At 73.0% G+C, this 19,908-nt stretch carries 17 protein-coding genes and 1 pseudogene; 6 read left to right on the forward strand and 12 right to left on the reverse strand.

Going from position 1 to position 19,908, the window contains the following annotated elements; genetic code table 11:
• Positions 1-58: 58 nt before the first annotated feature.
• Both ACIHAA_RS29340 and ACIHAA_RS29345 read right to left on the reverse strand, forming a co-directional pair.
• A complete protein-coding gene (locus tag ACIHAA_RS29340; RefSeq protein ID WP_399822411.1) occupies positions 59-1,753 on the reverse strand; it encodes a DUF885 domain-containing protein in 1,695 nt (564 codons plus the stop codon).
• A gap of 55 nt (positions 1,754-1,808) precedes the next feature.
• On the reverse strand, positions 1,809-2,312 hold the full coding sequence (locus ACIHAA_RS29345; protein ID WP_399822413.1) for an Lrp/AsnC family transcriptional regulator: 504 nt from the start codon (positions 2,310-2,312) through the stop codon (positions 1,809-1,811).
• Positions 2,313-2,372: 60 nt separating this feature from the next.
• On the opposite strand from ACIHAA_RS29345, the gene ACIHAA_RS29350 reads away from it, so the two are divergent.
• A complete protein-coding gene (locus tag ACIHAA_RS29350; RefSeq protein ID WP_399822415.1) occupies positions 2,373-3,590 on the forward strand; it encodes a trans-sulfuration enzyme family protein in 1,218 nt (405 codons plus the stop codon).
• A gap of 140 nt (positions 3,591-3,730) precedes the next feature.
• On the opposite strand, the gene ACIHAA_RS29355 is transcribed toward ACIHAA_RS29350, so the two are convergent.
• Positions 3,731-5,155 carry a GNAT family N-acetyltransferase gene (locus tag ACIHAA_RS29355; protein ID WP_399822417.1) on the reverse strand — a complete coding sequence of 475 codons (1,425 nt, stop codon included), beginning with the start codon at positions 5,153-5,155 and terminating at the stop codon, positions 3,731-3,733.
• 370 nt (positions 5,156-5,525) lie between these two features.
• On the opposite strand from ACIHAA_RS29355, the gene ACIHAA_RS29360 reads away from it, so the two are divergent.
• Both ACIHAA_RS29360 and ACIHAA_RS29365 read left to right on the forward strand, forming a co-directional pair.
• Entirely contained in the window at positions 5,526-5,897 is a 372-nt protein-coding gene (locus ACIHAA_RS29360) for a Scr1 family TA system antitoxin-like transcriptional regulator (RefSeq protein ID WP_399822419.1), read from the forward strand.
• Between the two features lie 715 nt (positions 5,898-6,612).
• Positions 6,613-7,374: a GntR family transcriptional regulator gene (locus ACIHAA_RS29365; RefSeq protein WP_399822421.1), complete on the forward strand. Its 762-nt coding sequence runs from the start codon at positions 6,613-6,615 to the stop codon at positions 7,372-7,374.
• 59 nt (positions 7,375-7,433) lie between these two features.
• On the opposite strand, the gene ACIHAA_RS29370 is transcribed toward ACIHAA_RS29365, so the two are convergent.
• Positions 7,434-8,591 (reverse strand): ROK family transcriptional regulator, encoded by a 1,158-nt coding sequence (locus tag ACIHAA_RS29370; protein WP_399822423.1) that lies wholly within the window; start codon positions 8,589-8,591, stop codon positions 7,434-7,436.
• A 257-nt stretch (positions 8,592-8,848) separates the two neighbouring features.
• Between ACIHAA_RS29370 and ACIHAA_RS29375 the strand changes: the two genes are divergently transcribed.
• Positions 8,849-9,292: a hypothetical protein gene (locus ACIHAA_RS29375; RefSeq protein WP_399822425.1), complete on the forward strand. Its 444-nt coding sequence runs from the start codon at positions 8,849-8,851 to the stop codon at positions 9,290-9,292.
• Here the strand turns inward: ACIHAA_RS29375 and mug are convergent.
• From mug to ACIHAA_RS29410, 7 genes are all read right to left on the reverse strand, one after another.
• Positions 9,270-9,851 (reverse strand): G/U mismatch-specific DNA glycosylase, encoded by a 582-nt coding sequence (gene mug / locus ACIHAA_RS29380; RefSeq protein ID WP_399822451.1) that lies wholly within the window; start codon positions 9,849-9,851, stop codon positions 9,270-9,272. The genes ACIHAA_RS29375 and mug overlap by 23 nt on opposite strands.
• Positions 9,848-11,290, reverse strand: a complete 1,443-nt coding sequence (purB, locus tag ACIHAA_RS29385; protein WP_399822427.1) for an adenylosuccinate lyase — start codon at positions 11,288-11,290, stop codon at positions 9,848-9,850. The genes mug and purB overlap by 4 nt, the downstream gene beginning before the upstream one ends.
• A gap of 73 nt (positions 11,291-11,363) precedes the next feature.
• Complete coding sequence (locus ACIHAA_RS29390) at positions 11,364-12,182, reverse strand: SGNH/GDSL hydrolase family protein (RefSeq protein ID WP_399822429.1); 819 nt, start codon at positions 12,180-12,182, stop codon at positions 11,364-11,366.
• A 61-nt stretch (positions 12,183-12,243) separates the two neighbouring features.
• Positions 12,244-13,257, reverse strand: a complete 1,014-nt coding sequence (locus tag ACIHAA_RS29395; protein WP_399822431.1) for a hemolysin family protein — start codon at positions 13,255-13,257, stop codon at positions 12,244-12,246.
• The gene (locus ACIHAA_RS29400) at positions 13,254-14,579 is read right to left on the reverse strand and encodes a hemolysin family protein (RefSeq protein WP_399822433.1); all 1,326 of its coding nucleotides are present in this window, start codon (positions 14,577-14,579) and stop codon (positions 13,254-13,256) included. The genes ACIHAA_RS29395 and ACIHAA_RS29400 overlap by 4 nt, the downstream gene beginning before the upstream one ends.
• A 287-nt stretch (positions 14,580-14,866) precedes the next feature.
• Positions 14,867-17,449: an ABC transporter permease gene (locus tag ACIHAA_RS29405; RefSeq protein ID WP_399822435.1), complete on the reverse strand. Its 2,583-nt coding sequence runs from the start codon at positions 17,447-17,449 to the stop codon at positions 14,867-14,869.
• Positions 17,450-17,456: 7 nt separating this feature from the next.
• Positions 17,457-18,296: an ABC transporter ATP-binding protein gene (locus ACIHAA_RS29410; protein ID WP_399822437.1), complete on the reverse strand. Its 840-nt coding sequence runs from the start codon at positions 18,294-18,296 to the stop codon at positions 17,457-17,459.
• A gap of 275 nt (positions 18,297-18,571) precedes the next feature.
• Here ACIHAA_RS29410 and ACIHAA_RS29415 point away from each other — a divergent pair, with 275 nt between their 5' ends.
• Together ACIHAA_RS29415 and ACIHAA_RS29420 are read left to right on the forward strand one after the other, a co-directional pair.
• Positions 18,572-18,835, forward strand: a complete 264-nt coding sequence (locus ACIHAA_RS29415) for an antitoxin (protein WP_399822439.1) — start codon at positions 18,572-18,574, stop codon at positions 18,833-18,835.
• A 4-nt stretch (positions 18,836-18,839) separates the two neighbouring features.
• Positions 18,840-19,214 carry a fic family toxin-antitoxin system, toxin component gene (locus tag ACIHAA_RS29420; protein ID WP_399822441.1) on the forward strand — a complete coding sequence of 125 codons (375 nt, stop codon included), beginning with the start codon at positions 18,840-18,842 and terminating at the stop codon, positions 19,212-19,214.
• 130 nt (positions 19,215-19,344) lie between these two features.
• On the opposite strand, the pseudogene ACIHAA_RS29425 reads toward ACIHAA_RS29420, so the two are convergent.
• Positions 19,345-19,817: pseudogene (locus ACIHAA_RS29425) on the reverse strand (DUF6891 domain-containing protein); the annotation flags it as partial.
• Positions 19,818-19,908: the final 91 nt, after the last annotated feature.

Here is a 19,908-nt window from a genome sequence, read left to right on the forward strand (position 1 = left end):
TGCCGGGGATCGCTCCGTCAGACGTGCCGGGCGGCGACGGACCTGCCGCGTGGTGCGGTCAGAGCCGGGACAGCTCGTCCACCAGGTCGTCCAGGCCCAGCGAGCCCTGCGACAGTGCCGCCATGTGCCAGGCCTTCGCGTCGAAAGCCTCGCCGTGGCGCTTCCTGGCGTTCTCCCGGCCCAGCAGCCAGGCACGCTCGCCGAGCTTGTAGCCGATCGCCTGGCCGGGCATGGAGAGATAGCGGATCAGTTCGCTCTCCACGAAGTCCGCCGGGCGGCTGCTGTGCGCGCCGAAGAACTCCTGCGCCAGCTCCGGCGTCCAGCGCTCGCCCGGATGGAACGGGGAGTCCGCCGGGATCTCCAGCTCCAGATGCATCCCGATGTCGATGATCACGCGGACCGCCCGCATCATCTGCGCGTCCAGATAGCCGAGCCGCCGCTCCGGGTCCGACAGGAAGCCCAGCTCGTCCATGAGGCGCTCCGCATACAGCGCCCAGCCCTCCACATTGGCGCTGACCCCGCCCACCGTCGCCTGGTAGCGCGAGAGGTCCTCCGCCACGTGCACCCACTGGGCGAGCTGGAGGTGATGGCCGGGCACGCCCTCGTGGTACCAGGTCGACACCAGGTCGTACACCGGGAACCGGGTCTGTCCCATCGTCGGCAGCCAGGTCCGGCCGGGGCGGGAGAAGTCCGCGGACGGCGAGGTGTAGTACGGAGCGGCGGCACTGCCGGGCGGCGCGATCCGCGACTCCACCTTCCGCACCCGCTCCGCCAGTTCGAAGTGGGTGCCGTCCAGTGCCTCGATCGCCTCGTCCATCAGACCCTGGAGCCAGTCGCGGGTCTCGTCGACGCCCTCGACATGGGCACCGTGCTCGTCGAGGTGCGCCAGCGCCACCCACGGGGTCGCGGCGCCGGGCAGGACCTTCCCGGCCTCCTGCTTCATCTCGCCGAGGATGCGGTGGTACTCGGACCAGCCGTAGGCGTACGCCTCGTCGAGGTCCAGGTCCGTGCCGTTGAAATAGCGGGCCCAGCGGGCGTAGCGCTCGCGGCCCACCGTGTCCGGTGCGCCCTCTACCGCCGGGGCGTACACATCGCGCAGCCAGTCGCGCAGTTCGACGACGGCCGCGGACGCCGCACGTCCGGACTCGTCCAGCTCCGTGCGCAGCACATCGGGCCCCTGCGAGGCGAAGTCCTCGAACCAGCCCCGGCCCCGGCCGTCCAGGTCCGACCACTCGGAGAGCTGCTCGACGAAGGTGGCGGTGGCGCGCGGGCCCCCGTACAGCTTGCGCTCCAGACCCAGGGCGAGGGAATCGCGGTAACCGCGCAGGGCGGCCGGCACGGCCCGCAGCCGCTCGACCACCGCGGCCCAGTCCTCGTCCGTCGCGGTGGGAGTGATGGTGAAGACGTCACGCACCGAGTGCACCGGGGTGTGCATATTGCCCACGGTCCGCAGACCCTCGTCCGCCTCGTGCACGGCGAGCTCCGCGGTCAGCCGCTCGCGGAGCAGCCGCGCGCAGCGGCGCTCGATGTCGCGGTCCGCGCCGGGCAGGCGCTCCGCCTCGTCCAGCCGCGCGAGGGTCGCCCGCGCCAGCCCGGCGAGTGCCTCCTGGCCCGCGGGTGAGGTGTCGGGCAGCTTGCCCGCGCTGTCCCGCACACCGAGGTAGGTGCCGGTGACCGGGTCGAGGGTGACGAGGTCGTCGACATAGGCGTCCGCGACCTCCCGGGGCAGGAGTCTCCTGGTGGTGTCTGACATGCGGACCATCCTCATACGGTGACGTGGTCCGCGTCACGGGGATTCCGCGCTCGGCTTAGGCCTGCTCAGCGGGTTTCGGCACGGGAGAGCCGGGTGGGAGCAGGGGACCGCAGTCCCACTGCTGGAAGATCAACCGGGTCTCCACCCGCGCCACTTCGCGCCGGGAGGTGAACTCGTCCAGGACCAGCCGCTGAAGATCGGCCATGTCCGCCACCGCGACCAGCACCAGATAGTCGTCGGGCCCGGTGAGATGAAAGACCGTACGGGACTCGGGCAGTGCCCGGATGCGTTCCACGAAGGGCCCCACCAGCTCCCGCCGGTGCGGCCTGACCTGCACCGAGAGCAACGCCTGGAGCCCCCGTCCGAGCCGCGCCGGGTCCAGGCGCAGCTGATGGCCGAGAATCACTCCAGAGCGGCGCAGCCGGGCCACCCGGTCGAGGCAGGTCGAAGGAGCCACCCCGATCTGCGCCGCCAGGTCGCGGTAGGTCGCCCGGGCGTCGTTCTGCAACAGACGCAGCAGATGGAGATCCACCGGGTCCAGTACGACAGATTCGGCCATGTCTCGAACGTAACACGGCAGTCGCCGCCGGGACCCCGCCCGGTGTTCAGGCTGCGGCCCATGGATTCCCGTACTCAGAGCACGCAGAACGGATGTCCCGCAGGCCCGCTGCCCGGCCGCCGCGCACTGGCCACCGAGGCCGTGCACGCCGGACGGGAGGACCTCGTCGCCCTGGGGCTGCACGCCCCGCCCCTCGACCTCTCCACCACCTACCCCAGCCGGGACAGCCGGGCCGAGGCGGCTCGCCTCGACGCCTTCGCGGCCGACGGCGGGGAGCTGACCGGGCCGCCCGTCTACGCCCGCCTCGGCAACCCGACCGTGGGCCGCTTCGAGACCGCGCTCGCCCGTCTGGAGGGCACCGAGAGCGCGGTCGCCTTTGCCAGCGGGATGGCCGCGCTGAGCGCCGTCCTGCTGGCCCGGAGCGCCCTCGGGCTGCGCCATGTGGTGGCCGTACGGCCGCTGTACGGATGCAGCGACCATCTGCTGAACGCCGGACTGCTGGGCTCCGAGGTGACCTGGACCGATCCGGCGGGCATAGCGGAGGCGCTGCGCCCCGACACCGGTCTCGTCATGGTCGAGTCCCCGGCCAATCCGACGCTCGCTGAGGTCGACCTGCGCGCGATCGCGCACGCCTGCGGTTCGGTGCCGCTGCTGGCGGACAACACCTTCGCGACGCCCGTGCTGCAACGGCCCGCCGAGGAGGGCGCCCGGCTGGTGCTGCACAGCGCCACCAAGTACCTCGGCGGCCACGGGGATGTGATGGGCGGCGTGGTGGCCTGCGACGAGGAGCTGGCGCGGCGGCTGCGGCAGGTGCGCTTCGCGACCGGCGGGGTGCTGCACCCGCTCGCCGGATATCTGCTGCTGCGCGGTCTGTCGACGCTTCCGGTACGGGTCCGGGCCGCGTCCGCCACCGCGGCCGAACTGGTCCGCCGGCTCGCCGCCGATCCGCGGATCGCCCGGGTGCACTATCCGCGGATCGGGGGCGCGATGATCGCCTTCGAGGTGCACGGCGATCCGCACGCGGTGATCGCCGGGGTCCGGCTGATCACCCCCGCGGTGAGCCTCGGCAGCGTGGACACCCTGATCCAGCACCCGGCCTCCATCAGTCACCGCATCGTCGACGAGAGCGACCGCCATGGGGCCGGGGTGAGCGACCGGCTGCTGCGGCTGTCGGTGGGTCTGGAGGACGCCGAGGACCTCTGGGCCGACCTGGACGCGGCCCTGGGAGCGGGCGCGGCCGAGGCGGCCCGGCCCAGGGAGGTGCTCGCGGGACGGTAGGCCGTCCGGGGCACGCACCGGCCGTCCCGGGACGGCCGGACGGCCCGGCGCTCATCGCCGGGCCGTTCGGTGCGCCGGCTGTCGTTCCGGTACGCCGGGCTGCCGCGGCCGTCGGTTCGATACCTCCGGCTGCCGGCGCGTCAGTCCCGGGCGCCCTGCTGCTCGTAGGCGTGGCCGTGGGGCGGGGCCGCGGGGGCCGGGGCGGTGTGCAGGCGGGCCGTGATGACGAGGGTGCCCTCCTCGATCTGGTAGTCGAGGGGCAGCCCGAGGCCGCGCATCGCGGCGACCATGCCGGTGTTGGACGCCTGCGTGACCGCGTAGACGCTCTCGCAGCCCGCCTCCACGGCCATCGCGACCAGCCGTCCAAGGAGTTCGCCGCCGATGCCGCGCCGCTGCCACTCGTCCTCGACCAGCAGGGCGACCTCCGTCTCGTCGCCGTCCCACAGCAGATGCCCGAGGCCGACGACGCGTCCGGACGGCGTCTGCACGGCGAGGGTCCGGCCGAAGCGGGGGCTGAGCAGATGGGTGAGATAGCGGTCCGCGTCGCCGACCGGGCCGTGGTAGCGCATGCCCAGGGTGCGGGCCGAGCACCGCTCGTGCATCTCCTTCGCCGCGTCGAGGTCCGAGGTGTCGGCCCGCCGTACGGTGATCGCGGTGCCCTTGGGCAGGGTCAGCACGTCCTGGCCGCGGGGGATGCGCGGGCCCAGCCGGGCGTCCAGCTCGACCAGTGCGCGGGCGCGGGCGAACTCCGTGGGGGTGAAGGGCAGATACGGCCGCTCGACCGTGATCACCCCGCCCTCCGGCGCCCGCAGCCGCATCACCGTGTCCTCCAGGGCCCCCTCGACGGGAGCGTCCCCCTCCGGGCGGCCGGAGCAGGGGGAGACGGCGGGCAGCGAACGGATGGTGCACCGGCCGAGCAACTGGCGCAGTGCCAGCGGCAGTTCGGCCGCGTCCAGCGCGGTGCGCGTGGCCAGGCCCAGGACCCGGGTCGGGGCGTCCACCAGGTCGTGGGCGTCGGCCCGCTCGATCCAGGTCTCGGAGCCGCCGGAGTGCGCGACGGCCCGGGTGATCGCGCCGCTGTCCAGCGCGGCCGGGGCGCGCACCAGGAACTCGTCGACCGTGCCGTCGGCCAGCGGGTGGGTCTGAAGGCTCAGGATGTCGATCCGCATCCGGGCCAGCGTCGTGCACAGCGCGGCCAGGGTGCCCAGCTCGTCCTTCACCGTGGTCCGCATGCGCCACAGCGCGGTCGCCCCGGCGGCCGCGTCGTCCTCGGCGGGCCCGGCCTGCTGCTCCTCGGCGAGCGGCCGGGCGCCGGTATCACTCGTCGGGGGCGCGTGCCCGTGGCGCCGTGTCCACCAGGTGTGGAAGCCGGACGTGGCGACCAGCGCCACGGCCGACAGCCCGAGCAGGGCGGGACCGTCGGGCCCGTGCCCGACCAGGTTCGCCGTCACATCGGCCACCGCGACCGCGGTGAACAGCGCGGCGAGTTCGACCAGGTCCCGCCGCCAGTGGTGGACCGGGCGGCCGTGCCGGGCACGCGTCACATCGGACATCTCAGGAGTCATGCAATCACTGTGGAGCAAGGGTGTTGCGTGATCACAAACGCTCTGTGTCCGATGAGTAAAGTGTGCTTCTGCCCCTTTTTGTTGTTCTTTTGACGAAGCAAGGGGTGCACACTGATCGGGCCGGTCGGGGCGGCCCCTCCCGCGGCTCCCTCGGCGCCGCGCACCGGGGGATGACTCCGGTGCGCGGTCCGGTCATCGAGGGTACGCCGTCCACCGCACCCGACGCCCCTCAACCGGCCCTTCCGGAGGGGCTGTTCGCCTCGGTCGCTGAAGCGTGGGCGCGGGACTGATCCGGACGTTGTGCTGCGGCGGTCACGGCAGGCGTACCGGCAGCGCGTGAGGGCGCTCGGCTTCTCGGCCCAAGGCGCTTTTGACGTCGCTGCCCGTCGGCCAGACCTACGAGTACGCAGCTTGCCTGCTCGGGAACGTCGCACGTGTGCATGGGGCGCCGGACGACGTCGAGGACGCGGCAGCCGTGCGAGTGGAGCGCTCGCGCATCATCCGTGCCGGAGGGCACCGGATTGCCTTCCTGCTTGAGGAGTCCGTGCTCCGCCATGTGGTCGGGGAGCCAGCCGTCATGGCGGGTCAACTCGGCCATCTCCTGTCCGTGATGGCGCTGCCGGCCGTCTCGATCGGCGTCATTCCCGCAGGGCGCCAACGGCCTATGTGTCGCCGTTGGTGTCCTCGAACCGACGTCTGCCGCTCCGTGAGCCCGCGGAGGGCGGCGACGGGTGGCCCTTGAACTCGGCCGACCGGCCCCCGCTGGCGTCGCATCCAGCGGCGGCGCCCGTTGGGTGGCGCGGAAGGTGCGGGTCGCGGGCCCGGGGGATGAACCCCTTGGTGCGGACGCCCTGGCGGCGTCCCGCCGCATTGCGAGCAGCAGTGTGAACGCGTGGCGCCGTTCGGCCGGGCTCCAGAACCCGGCGGCCGACAGGGCGGTGACGGACCGTACGAGCCCTCGGTGCCCCGGCTCCAGGGTCAGCAGGCCGCTCGGGGAGCTGCCACCTTATGTGGGCGCCCGATGCCCGGCGCCTCGCAGAGCACGCTGAGGACGGGCGCCACAGTCGACAGGTCGTAGAACCGATCCGGAACGGGTGGGGAGGCACCGGAGCCCGGAGGCCGACCGTGATCACATCGCAGGAGCGGCTCGCCGCGACTCGCCCGCGAGTGGGAGACGGACCGCGCTCCCTGCGGGGAGGGGACAGGGAAGCAGACCCACTCGGCGTCGCCGTCTGTGAATACACGTGGACAAAGGGTTCTCCCCGGTGTCGTGCAGGTCGCGCCGCGCGAACGCCGTGTGAACGCCCCGCGGCGCCGTGCGTCCGGGCGGCGCAAGGGTCCGAGGATTGGTCTTGACCAAGGGGGGAGGCCGTCCTATGGTCGCAGACAAGTGCAACAACCTTTAATAAACAAGGGCGCTAAAAAGCCGCCGCACCACGGCGATTGCGGAGGACAGGGTGGGGACCACGCAGCTGGATCCGGTGCCGGAACCCAAGTACTGGCATCTGAAGACCGTACTCACCGAGGCACTCGACTCGGAGTTCTCGGTTGGCGAGATCCTGCCCAACGAACGCGACCTCGCGGCCCGCTTCGGTGTCGCCCGTGCCACGCTCCGCCAGGCACTGGAACAACTCGAACTGGAAGGCAGGCTCCAGCGCCGCCGCGGCGTCGGAACGACCGTCGCCCCGCCGCGCATGGGGATCGCCGTCGGAGCCGAGAAGCATCTGTGGCCCGGCGCCGCCGGTGACGCCTGGCAGGCTCTGGACTGCGCATCGGCCGTGCCGCCCGCCGCCGTGGCCGGGCTCCTGGAGACCGCCCGGGACGAAGAGGTGCACACGGTGCGCCGCTCCCGGACGACCCACAGTCAGCCCGTCGCCGCGGAACTGCTCTATGTCCCGGGCTCCTCGGTGCCCGACCTGTCCGGGACCGACGCGCCCTCCGGGGCGGCAGGGGCACGCGAGGTGCTGCGCGAGCTTCAGTACCGGGAGCTGGAGTACCAGGACCAGGCCGTGGAGCTGGGCTCCGCGAGCGCCGAGGACGCCAGGGAGCTGGACCGGCTGCCGGGCGCGCCCGTCCTCGTCGTCACCACCCGCTACTACGCCGGGGGCCGGACGGCCGCGGTGTCCGTGGCCACCTACCGCGCCGACACCTGTCGGCTGACCTTCGGTGCCTCGGGCCGGGTCGAGATCCACCACGATCCGGATCCCCACGCCCCCTGACGGCCCGGCCCCGGTGGCCGACCGCGTCGGGGATCGGTGCCCGGCCGTCGTGACCCGGATCAGTGCCGCGCCGTGACCGTGCCGTCCACCGCGAACAACTGCTCCTCGACATGGTCCAGCGCCAGCCGCAGCGCCCCGGTCGCCACCGCAGCCTCCCCGAGCCGGGACAGCGTCACCCTCGGCGGACGCAGACAGTAGCGCTCCAGTTCGCGGCGCAGCGGCTCCAGCACGCCGTCCAGGCCCGCCGCCCAGCCGCCGACGACCACCAGCTCCGGGTCCAGGGCGAGGACGAGCGCCGCCACATCGTGCACCAGCCGCTGGATGAAGCGGTCCACGGCCGCCCGGGCCCGCAGGTCGCCTTCGCGGGCCAGCGCGAACACATCGGCGACCTGCTGCTCGTCCAGCGGCTGAAGCGGCCGGTCCGTGGTCGACAGCAGCCGCTCCGGAGCCGCCTCGCGGCCCAGCAGATGCAGGGCGCCGATCTCTCCGGCCGCCCCGCCGAAGCCGCGGTGCAGCCGTCCGCCGATCAGCGCGCCCGCGCCGGGACTCAGCCCCGCCAGCACGAACACCACATCGTCGGACTCGGTGGCGGCGCCCTTCCAGTGCTCGGCTACGGCGGCCGCGTTGGCGTCGTTCTCGACGAGGACCGGGCACTTGAAGGAGCGGCCCAGCCGCTCGCCCAGCTTCAGACCGGTCCACTCCGGCAGGGCCGTGCCCAGGCGGACGGTGCCGTCCGCCTCCACGATCCCGGGGCTGGCCACCCCCACCGCACGCAGCGAACCACGGGCCACACCGGCGCGGCGCAGCAGTTCGGCCACCGTGATCCGCAGCCGCTCCAGGCGTTCGTCCGCCGACGCCGCCTCGGAGATCTCCTTGGACAGCGAGCCCAGCTCCCGGCCGTCGAGGTCGGTGAGCAGGGCGGTCACCCGGTGCGCGCCGACGTCCAGGCCCAGCAGATGACCCGCCTCCGCCCGGAAACGGAACCGTCGCGCGGGCCGCCCCTGCCGTCGGGCGGCACCCTCCTCGGCGGCCTGCTCCACCACGAGCCCGGCCTCGATCAGCCCCTCGACCACGCCCTCGACGGTCGGCCGGGACAGCCCGGTGACCCGGGTGATCTCGGTGAGGGTCGCGCAGTCGGTGGCGCGCAGCGCATGCAGCACCACCGTGGAGTTGATCCTTCTGAGCAGAGAGGGGTCCCCGCCGGTCAGCCGCCCCAACGTCCGTCCTCCCAGCTCGTGCGCGTGTTGGCCGGATCGTACTCGGCGCCGCGCTCACCCGCGAGGGGCGGGCGGCATCCGAGCGGGCCGCCCTGCCCGGCGGGAGGGGCCCCGGCCCCGCGCCCGGCCGCCCGGCGGCGCGGCCCGCGGCGTTCGGCGGCGGAGGGCCTCGGCGTTCGGCGGCGGTGGGGCCGCGGGGTTCGTCGAGCATCCTGACACCACGCCAATTGTCAGTGGTGACCGCTTTACTGGGGTCCATGGACATCGCGAGGAGTCTCTCCGTCATAGACCTGCTGTGCGCCCGGGAGTTCCCCGCGGCGCACGGCAGGACCGAGCACGGCGAGAGCGGGCCCGGTTATCACATAGCCGTGTTACAGGCGAGTGGCGAGTTCTGGGAGGACGACGGGACCGGGCGGGAGGAGACCGGCATACAGTACGAGGCCGACCGCGACGGCCTCGGCGAGCGGCTGACCGAACGCTGGGGGCAGCCCCAGGTCTTCAGCCTGTACAGCGTCCTGGACCGGACCCTGGGCGGGGAGGCCGTGGAGGAGCCCTGGGCCGCCCTCTGCGGTCATGTGCCCGACCTTCAGCTGTGGCGGGGGGCCGGGACGGGCCGCTGGGTGGCCCTCGGGGTCTCCCAGTGGGACAAGGAGCTGCCGTTCCAGCTCCTCGCGGTCGTCACGGAGTCGGATCCGCCGTGACGTCCCCGGCCGCCGGAACCCCCGCGGCCGTCCGCAGCCGTGCGAACTCCTCCGCCATCGTGGCCGCCGTCCAATGGGCGTTCAGACCACTGGGGTTGGGCAGCACCCACACCCGGCTCGAACCGATCGTCCGCTGCTGCGGGCCCACGGCCGCCTTCCGCTCACCGAAGGCCGTTCGGTACGCGGTCACCCCTACCACCGCCAGCCACCGGGGCCGCAGCCGCTCCACCTTGGCCGTGAGGATCCGCCCGCCCTCCCGGTACTCCTCGGCGCTCAGCTCGTCGGCCCGCGCGGTCGCCCGCGCCACCACATTGGTGATGCCGAGCCCGTACGCGAGCAACTCCCGCTGCTCCGACGGCTTCAGCAGCCTCGGGGTGAAACCGGACCGGTGCAGCACGGGCCAGAAGCGGTTGCCGGGGCGGGCGAAGTGATGGCCCCTCGCCGCCGTCAGCAGACCCGGGTTGATGCCGCAGAACAGGACCTCGAGGCCGTCCGCGACCACGTCCGGCACCAGACGGTCGCGGGCGGCCTCCAGCTCCGCCGGGGTGAACCGGGTCAGAGGATCGCCCCCGGGGTGTAGCCGGCGGCCTCCGGGTACTGCTTGGCGATCTCCTGGATACGGCCCACGACGGCGGTGACCTGGTCGGCCGCGGCACCCGTGAAGGACAGCTTGTCCGCCATCAGCGCGTCGAGCTGCGCGCGGTCCAGCGGAATGCGCTCGTCGGCGGCCAGCCGGTCCAGCAGTTCGTTGCGCTCGCCGCCCTGCTCGCGCATCGCGAGCGCGCAGGCCACCGCGTTCTCCTTGATGGCCTCGTGGGCCACCTCCCGGCCGACGCCCGCCCGCACCGACGCCATCAGCACCTTGGTGGTGGCGAGGAACGGCAGATAGCGGTCCAGTTCACGCGCCACCACGGCGGGGAAGGCGCCGAACTCGTCGAGCACCGTCAGAAACGTCTCCAGCAGGCCGTCCAGCGCGAAGAACGCGTCCGGCAGCGCGACCCGGCGCACCACCGAGCAGGACACATCGCCCTCGTTCCACTGGTCGCCCGCCAGCTCGCCGGTCATCGAGGCATAGCCGCGCAGGATGACCATCAGGCCGTTGACACGCTCGCAGGAACGGGTGTTCATCTTGTGCGGCATCGCGGACGAGCCGACCTGCCCGGGCTTGAAGCCCTCGGTCACCAGCTCGTGCCCGGCCATCAGCCGGACGGTCTTCGCGAGCGACGAGGGCGCCGCGGCCAGCTGCACCAGCGCGGTGACCACCTCGTAGTCGAGCGAGCGCGGGTAGACCTGGCCGACCGAGGTGAAGGCCTGCCCGAAGCCGAGGTGGCCCGCGATCCGCTGCTCCAGCTCCGCGAGCTTCGCCGCGTCCCCGCCCAGCAGGTCGAGCATGTCCTGCGCGGTGCCGACGGGGCCCTTGATGCCGCGCAGCGGGTAGCGTCCGAGCAGTTCCTCGACCCGGCCGTGGGCCACCAGCAGCTCGTCGGCGGCCGTCGCGAAGCGCTTCCCGAGGGTGGTGGCCTGCGCGGCCACATTGTGGGAGCGGCCCGCCATGACCAGCTCGCCGTACTCGGCCGCGAGCCTTCCGAGGCGCGCCAGCACGGCCACCGTGCGGTCGCGCATCAGCTCCAGGGAGAGCCGGATCTGAAGCTGCTCGACGTTCTCCGTCAGATCGCGGGAGGTCATGCCCTTGTGCACGTGCTCATGTCCGGCGAGGGCGTTGAACTCCTCGATCCGCGCCTTCACATCGTGCCGGGTGACCTTCTCGCGCTCGGCGATCGAGGCCAGGTCGACCTGGTCGAGCACCCGCTCGTAGTCGGCGATGGCCGCGTCCGGCACCTCGACCCCCAGGTCCCGCTGGGCCCGGAGCACGGCGAGCCAGAGCTGCCGCTCCAGCCTCACCTTCTGCTCGGGGGACCAGAGCGTGGCGAGCTCGGCGGAGGCGTAGCGTCCGGCGAGGACGTTCGGGATACGGGGCTTTGCGGGCGCAGCAGTCACGTGCACCGAGTTTACTGGCGGTTTGTGCAGGCCGGTGCCACCGGGTGGTTCGGCGGAACCTACGAGAGGGCCGTCAGGCGGGGCGGCGCCCGAACTCGGGCTCCGGTGCCCGGCCGACCGGTCCCTCGTACGGGAGCAGTTCCGGACGCTTGGCCGGGCGGCCGTCGCCCGAGGAGCGGCCCGTCAGCCGCCGCCCTATCCAGGGCAGCAGATACTGCCGGGTGAAGCGGGCGTCCGCGGTGCGCCGGGCGAGCCAGCCGGGGGGCGCGCCCGGCGGCAGCGGCGTACGCCACTCGGCGTCCTCGGCCTCGTAGCCGAGTGTCTGCCACACGGCCTCCGCCACCCGGCGGTGTCCCTCGGCCGTCAGATGCAGCCGGTCCACGCCCCACAGCCGCGGATCGGCCAGCGAGGGCGCGCCGTAGAGGTCGACCACCAGGGCGCCGTGCCGTTCGGCGAGCTCGTCGACACAGGCGAACAGCTCCTCCATGCGCGGCCGGAAGCGTTCCAGCACCGGGCCCTGGCGGCCCGGGCTGCGCATCAGGACGAGCTGTGTGCAGGCGGGGGCCAGGCGCTCCACGGCCTCGGTCAGCAGACCCCGCACCCGGTCCATGTCGCACTTGGGCCGCAGGGTGTCGTTGAGACCGCCGACCAGGGTGATGACATCGGGCCGCATCGCGGCGGCGAGCTCCACCTGCTCCTCGACGATCTGCCCGATCAGCTTGCCGCGCACCGCCAGATTGGCGTACCGGAACCCGGGGGTGCGGGCGGCCATCCGGGCCGCGAGGACATCGGCCCAGCCGCGGTAGGAGCCGTCGGGCAGCAGATCCGACATGCCCTCGGTGAAGGAGTCGCCGACCGCGACCAGGCTGGTGTGGGTGGGATTCGTCTGCATGGCGCCGACGATGGTATCCCGCGGACATACCCGCCGGTCGGTCGGGCCGCCCCTTCCCCGTCTAGGGGCGCCTGCCGAACAGCTCCCGCAGCACGTCCTCCATCGTGACCAGGCCCGCCAGGCGGCCGTCGGCGCCCTGGACCGCCGCCAGATGCGTACGGCTGCCGCGCATCGCCGTGAGGACGTCGTCCAGCGGTGTGCTCTCCCGCACCCGCGCGATGGGCCGCATGTCCTGCTGCCGGAACGGCTCACGGCGCGGAGAGGCGTCCAGGGCGTCCTTGACATGCAGATATCCGGCGATCCTCCGCCCCTCGTCCACCACCGGGAACCGCGAGAACCCGGACTCGGCCGAGAGGCGCTCCAACTGCTCCGGAGTGATGCCCAGGCGCGCGTACACCACCTGCTCCAGCGGCACCACCACATCGCGCACGGGCCGTCGGCCCAGTTCCAGCGCGTCGTGCAGCCGCTCCCGGGCGCGGTCGTCGAGGAGCCCGGCCTCGCCGGAGTCCGTGACCAGCCGCGCCAGTTCGTCGTCCGAGAAGGTGGCGGTGACCTCGTTCTTGGTCTCCACGTGCAGCAGCGCGAGCAGCCCGTTGGCGAAGGTGTTCACCGTGAAGATCACCGGCCGCAGGGCCCGTGCCAGCGCGACCAGGGGCGGCCCGAGCAGCAGGGCCAGGCGCACCGGCTCGGCCAGCGCGACGTTCTTCGGCACCATCTCGCCGAGCAGCATGTGCAGATATGTCGCCAGGGCCAGCGCGATCACGAACGACACCACCCGGCCCGCGCTGGGCGGGACGCCGACCAGATGGAACAGCGGTTCGAGCAGATGCTCGATGGCGGGCTCGGCGACGACACCGAGGACCAGGGTGCACAGGGTGATCCCGAGCTGCGCGGCCGCGAGCAGCGCCGACACATGCTCCAGACCCCACACCACGCTCCGGGCCCGCCGGTCGCCGGCCTCGGCGTGCGGCTCGATCTGGCTGCGCCGCACGGAGATCAGCGCGAACTCGGCGCCCACGAAGAAGGCGTTCGCGACCAGCGTCAGCAGGCCGATCAGCAGCTGGACCAGGGTCATCGCTCCTCCTCCCGTCCGGCGGCCGGGGCGTGCAGCAGCACCCGGGCGGCCCGGCGTCCCGTCGCGTCCACCACGTCGAGGCGCCATCCGGCCACCTCGACGCTGTCGCCCTCGGCCGGTATGCGGCCCAGTTCCGCGGCGATCAGCCCGGCGACCGTCTCGTACGGGCCGTCCGGCACCCGCAGTCCGACCCGGGCGAGCTGGTCCATGCGGGCCGAGCCGTCCGCCGAGTACAGCGCGCGCCCGGCGGTGTCCGTGCCCGCCGGGGCCAGGTCGGGCGTCTCGTGCGGGTCGTGCTCGTCCCGCACCTCACCGACGACCTCCTCGACGATGTCCTCCAGGGTGGCGACCCCGGCGGTGCCGCCGTACTCGTCGATGACGACGGCCATGGTGTTCTTGCCGGAGAGCCGGTCGAGCAGCCGGTCGACGGTCAGCGACTCCGGGGCGAAGAGCGGCTCGCGCATCACCTGCGTGACCGAGCGGTGCGGCCGGGCGTCGGCGGGCACCGACACGACGTCCTTGATGTGGGCGATGCCGACGACCGAGTCCAGGCTGCCGCGGTAGACGGGGAAGCGGGACAGGCCCGTGGCGCGGGTCGCGTTGGCCACGTCCTCGCAGGTGGCCTGGAGGTCCAGGGCGATCACCTGGACCCGGGGTGTCATCACGTTCTCGGCGCTCAGGTCGGCGAGATTGAGGGTGCGGACGAACAGCTCGGCGGTGTCCGCCTCCAGGGCGCCCGCCTTGGCGGAGTGCCGGGCGAGGGCCACCAGCTCCTGGGGGCTGCGCGCGGAGGCCAGCTCCTCGGCCGGTTCCAGGCCGAGGCGGCGGACCATGTGGTTGGCCGTGTCGTTGAGATGGGTGATGAAGGGGCGGAAGGCGGAGCTGAACCAGCGCAGCGGGGTGCCCACCCGCTTGGCCACCGCCAGCGGCGAGGAGATCGCCCAGTTCTTGGGCACCAGCTCGCCGACCACCATCAGGAACACCGTCGACAGGGCCGTGCCGATGACCAGGGCCACGGACCGGGACACGGAGGGGGACAGTCCCAGCGAGGCGAGCGGCCCCGCGATCAGTTTGGCGATGGACGGCTCGGAGAGCATGCCGACCACCAGATTGGTGACCGTGATGCCGAGCTGGGCGCCGGAGAGCTGGAAGGTCAGATTGCGTACGGCCCTGCGGGCGCCGGACGCGCCGCGCTCACCGCGCCGTACGGCCTGCTCCAGCTCGCTGTGCTCGACGGTGGTCAGGGAGAACTCCGCGGCGACGAAGACACCGCAGGCGAGCGAGAGCAGGATCGCCACCACCAGGAGGAGGACCTCGGTCATCGGGTCACCTCCGTCCCGGGACCGTCGGGGGGCGCGACGGCCGCGCGGGGGCGGGTACGGCCGGGCTCACCCGGCGGTGGATGCTCACACTTCTCCATGGTGGGACGGGTTGACCCCGGGGAGGAACCGTTCATCCCCTCCATGGTAAAGGATCGGCAAAGTCCCTCGGTGGGCGGTGTCGCGGACCCGGGTCCGGCCTCGCGGATCCGCTGCTCGCTCATCCCGCGATCACATCACGCCGGACCCGGCCCGCCCGGCCTTGACGGTGCCCCGGTCATGCGTGCGGGTCACTCGTGCGCGATCGCCGCCAGCACATTCATCCGCGAGGCGCGCAGGGCGGGCAGCAGCGCGGCCACCACGCCCACGACCGCCGAGCCCGCCACCACCGCTCCGACGACGGTCCAGGGGATCGCCAGCGCCTTGACGCCCTGCAAGGCCAGCACCCGCTGGACGCACAGCCCCCACACCAGCCCCAGCGCCAGCCCGAGGACCGCCCCGAACACGGCGATCACCACCGACTCCAGCCGGATCATCCGGCGCAGCTGCCGCCGGGACAGCCCGATGGCCCGTAGCAGCCCGATCTCCCGGGTGCGCTCCACCACCGAGAGCGCCAGGGTGTTGACCACTCCCAGCACGGCGATGACGATCGCAAGCCCGAGCAGCGCCGAGACCAGGTAGAGCAGCACCGCGATCTGGTCGTGGACGAGCTTCTTGTAGTCGGCCTGGTCCCGGACCTGGACCTGGGGGTAGGGGCCGAGCGTCCGGTCCAGACGCGATCTGAGCAGGTCCTTGGGTGTGCCGGAGGCGGCGTTCACATACAGCGCGGAGTCCTGCGCGCCGGGCACGTGCTTCTCGAAGGCGGCCATCCCGAAGAAGAGTCCGCCCTCCGTGCCGAATCCGCCCGAGGTGCCCTGGTCGGTGAGCGCGCCGACCCTCAGGTCCGCCCCGCTGCCGTCCGGGAAGCGGACCGGAAGCGCCCCGCCCACCCGCACCCCGTGCTCCCGGGCGAAGGTCGCGTCCATGGCCATGGCACCGGCCGCGAGCGCGGAGGCGGTGTCTCCGCGGACGTAGTTGATGTGGGCCACGGCGTCCAGGCCGGGGTCGTAGCCCCCGGCCGTGGTCCGGACGGTCTTCCCGTCCGGCAGCCGCACCGCCACGGCGGTGAGCCGCTGACGCACCACCAGCCCCGCGCCGTCCGTCGCCCGGACCCGGTCGGTGATCTCCGCGGGGAAGGGCTGGAAGTTGGCGTTCTGCACCACGAAGTCGGCGCCCAGGGTCTTGTCGATCTGCTGGTCGAACGACTTCGACAGGGAGGCGCTCGCCACCGACATCCCGGTGACGAGGGCGATGCCGACCATCAGGGCGGAGGCGGTGGCACCGGTACGGCGCGGGTTGCGCAGGGCGTTGCGCTGCCCCATCCGCCCCACGGAGCCGAACAGTGCGGGGAAGGCCCCGCCCAGCACCCGGATCACGGGACGCACCAGCAGCGGGCCCGCGATCACGGTGGCGACGAGGGTGAGGACCACTCCCAGACCGAGCAGGGCGGTGGCGGTCGCGGTGCGGTCCGATCCCGCACAGCCGCCCAGCGCGGCCAGGCCGAGCGTGCCGACGGCCGTGCCCGCCGCCGCGCGGACCCTCAGCGGCCGCCCCGCACCGGCGACCTCGGCGTCCACGAGAGCGGCCATGGGGGAGACGGCGGCGGCCCGCCGGGCCGGGAGATACGCGGCGACGAAGGTGACCCCGACCCCGACGGCATAGGCCGCGAGCGGTGTCGCCGGGCCGATCACCATCTCCGTGGACTTCAGGTTCATGCCGAAGGCGCCCATCAGCCGGATCAGCCCCGCCGCGAGCCCGATCCCCGCGGCAAGGCCGAGCGTCGAGGACACCAGGCCCAGCAGCACCGCCTCCGTCAGCACCGACCGGCGCACCTGCCGCCGGTCGGCGCCCAGCGCCCGCAGCAGCCCCAGTTCCCGGGTGCGCTGCGCGATGAGCATCGAGAACGTGTTGACGATGAGGAACACACCGACGAGTACGGCGATCCCGGCAAATCCCAGCATCACGTACTTGATCACGGCGAGGAACGTGCCGAGCCGGTCGGTGTCGGACTTCGCCTGCTCGCCCGCCGTCCGCAGCTCGTAGGGCGCGGGGCCGCCGGAGGGGGAGTGCAGCGCGGCCGCGATCCGCTGCTTGAGCTGGGCGTCGGTCACACCGGGCGCCGCGTCGACGGAGATGGCGGTGGCCGTGCCGGGGCGGCCCAGCAGCCGGGTCTGGGCGGTCGGGGTGTCCAGGAAGACCAGGGCGGATCCCGGATTGGTGGTGGTGAAGGCGGCGATCCCGGCCACCCGGACCGTGAAGGAGCCGGGCGGGGCGAGCACACGCAGCGGGTCGCCGATCCGCACCCGCTTGTGCCGCGCCGTGTCCGCGTCGATCAGTGCCTCGCCGGGGCCGTGCGGAGCGTGCCCCGAGGCCAGCTTCACGGGGGTGCGTCCGGTGACGTACCAGTTCTCGGCGAGTGTGGGCGCGCCGCTGGTCGGGCCCACCGGCTGGTTGTGGCGGTCCACCACCGTGATGTTCCGGACGGCCACGTCCACATGGGCCGCGGCGACCCCGTCGACCCGGGAGATCCGCCCGGCGAGCGAGGCGGGCAGGGTCGGGACGGCTCCGGACGCGATCGGCGAGGACAGGTCCTGCCGGGGGCTCACGGTCACATCGGCCGCTGTGGAGGCGAACAGCTGGTCGAACGTACGGCGGACCGTGTCCGAGAAGATCAGGCTTCCCGCCACGAACGCCACGGACAGCACCACGGCCAGGGCCGAGAGCGCCAGCCGCCCCTTGTGCGCCAGAAAACTGCGCAGTGTCGCCTTCAGCACGGCAGCCTCAGCCCTCGCGCAGACCCGTGTCGTCCGCGCCCGCCGGGACCGCACCGGGGGCGGGCTCCGGGCGGGGCCCGCCCGCGAAGAGACGCAGGCGTTCCAGCACCGCTTCCGCCGTGGGTCGCTCCATCCGGTCCACGATCCGCCCGTCGGCCAGGAACAGCACCAGGTCGGAGTGGGCCGCCGCGCCCGGGTCGTGCGTCACCATGACGACGGTCTGACCCAGTTCGTCGACCGCCTCCCGCAGAAAGCCCAGCACCTCCAGGCCCGCCCGCGAGTCCAGGTTGCCCGTCGGTTCGTCCGCGAAGATCAGCTCCGGGCGGGAGGCGAGCGCCCGGGCGCAGGCGACCCGCTGCTGCTGGCCGCCGGAGAGCTGCGCGGGCCGGTGCGCCAGGCGGTCGCGCAGCCCGAGGGTGTCGATCACCCGGTCCAGCCACTCCCGGTCGGGCTTGCGGCCCGCGATGTCCATCGGCAGCGTGATGTTCTCCGCCGCGCTCAGCGTCGGGATCAGATTGAAGGACTGGAACATGAAGCCCACCCGGTCCCGGCGCAGCCTGGTCAGCTCGCGGTCCCTCAACCCCGTGATCTCGGTGTCGCCGAGCCACACCTGACCCGCCGAGACGGTGTCGAGCCCCGCCAGGCAGTGCATCAGGGTCGACTTCCCGGAGCCCGAGGGGCCCATGACCGCGGTGAAGCGGCCCCGGGCGATGTCCACATCGACCGAGTCGAGGGCGAGCACCGTCGTCTCGCCCGAGCCGTACGCCTTCGTCAGCCCCCGGGCCCGGGCGGCGGTGCCGTCCGCACCCCCGCGGCCCGGGGAGCGCTCCGCAGCAGCAGTGGACAAGGCCGCCTCCTCGGTCGTGGACGTCCCGGCGCCTTCGCCCGTCCCGTCCTGTCCCGCACGAGCGTAGTGTGACGCACGGCACACCCGGTATCCCCTCGGGTGGCCGGGTCTGCTTTCTCCGGCGATTCCGTCGGCCCCGGCGACTCGGGCGGCTCCGACCAGGGAGGCCGGGCGCCCGTGCCCGGGGCACCGGCTCACGGGGGGCGCCCGCCCTGCCTCGCGTGCGACCCCGCGCCCCCTTGCCGGTGCTAGCGACACGGCGCTAGCGTCGAGACATGGCCAAGACCCAGCTGAACGTGAGAGTGGACGAGGGCACCGCCCGTGCCGCCCGCGAACGGGCCCTGGAGCGCGGTATGAGCGTCAATCGCTATATCGAGGAACTGGTCCGCCAGGACACCGGCGAGGTCGGCCACACCTTCGTCGAGGCCGCCGCCGACTTCATGAAGCAGTACGAGTCCGTCTTCGCCGAGGAGTTCGGCTCCGCCCCCGACGGGCGGCCCGGGGGCCCGCGGGAGGTCCGGAGCGAAGGTCGCCACTGAGCCGTTGAGCCACCTCAGAATCGACCTCGCCTGGCTGCTGATGGTCGCCGAACAGAAGACACCCGGAGACCCCCAGGTCACCGACTGGGGAGCACTGGTCGCCGCGGTCAGCCGGCACGAGGCGGAGATCTTCGGCCTCCCCGTCTACGACACCCCGCACACCCGCGCCGCCGCCCTGCTCCAACTCCTGCTCCACATACCGGCCCTGGAGCGCTCCAACGCGCTGTTCGCCTCCGCGGTCGCCTACGCCTACCTCGTCGCCAGCGGAGTCAAGGTCGTCACCTCCCCGGAACAGGTCCGCGACCTGGCCCGACTGGTCAAGAGCGGCGCGGCCTCGGTGGACGACATCGCACGGGAACTGCGGCAGTGGAGCCTGTGATGGGCCTGGAGCCTGTAAGGGGCCCGCACCCGCGCCCTCCACTCCCCGCGCCCTCCACTCCCCGCGCCCTCCACTCCCCGCGCCCTCCACTCCCCGCGCCCGCAGTCCCCGCCCCGGTCGCTGGTCCCCAACCGACCAGGCGGCGGCGCCAGTCCAGGGGGGTGACGGTGATGGCGTGGCCGGGGTCGCCGTCCCACTCGGTGGGGAGGCCGACCGATGCGAGAGCGGCCACGACCTCATGGCCGACGGCCGCGGTGGTCCCGGGTGAGCCGTCGAAGCCGCCGTGGAGGAGCGTCAGTCCGCGGCCGGACGCGGCGGAGTCGGTGCACTGGCGTGGAAGTAGACGAAGCCGCGGGCGCCGGGGCCGCCCTCCCCGCCGATCTCGGACTCACCGCAGCTGCGGCAGCAGGTGAGGTTCTCGCGGGCGGTGACACCGGCCGCCCGCAGGGCCGTGAACGCGCGAGTGAGCCGCTCGGAGTCGGTCTCACCCTGCCAGGCGGCCCGCTCCGCGACCCTTTCCAGCCACAGCCGGTCGGCGAGCGCCTGTGCCTGCTCGCGCGAAACGGGCCGTCGGTCCTTGGTGACCAGGTACTCCTCGGCTAGGTTCTGTCTCTTTGGTCAGCGCCGGGTCCAGATGAGGATGCCCGCGAGGTGGAGTGCGGCCTGGTAGGCGATCGCCAGCTTGTCGGTGCGG

This window comes from Streptomyces sp. NPDC052040 (genome assembly GCF_044548405.1).
Classification (GTDB): Bacteria; Actinomycetota; Actinomycetes; order Streptomycetales; family Streptomycetaceae; genus Streptomyces.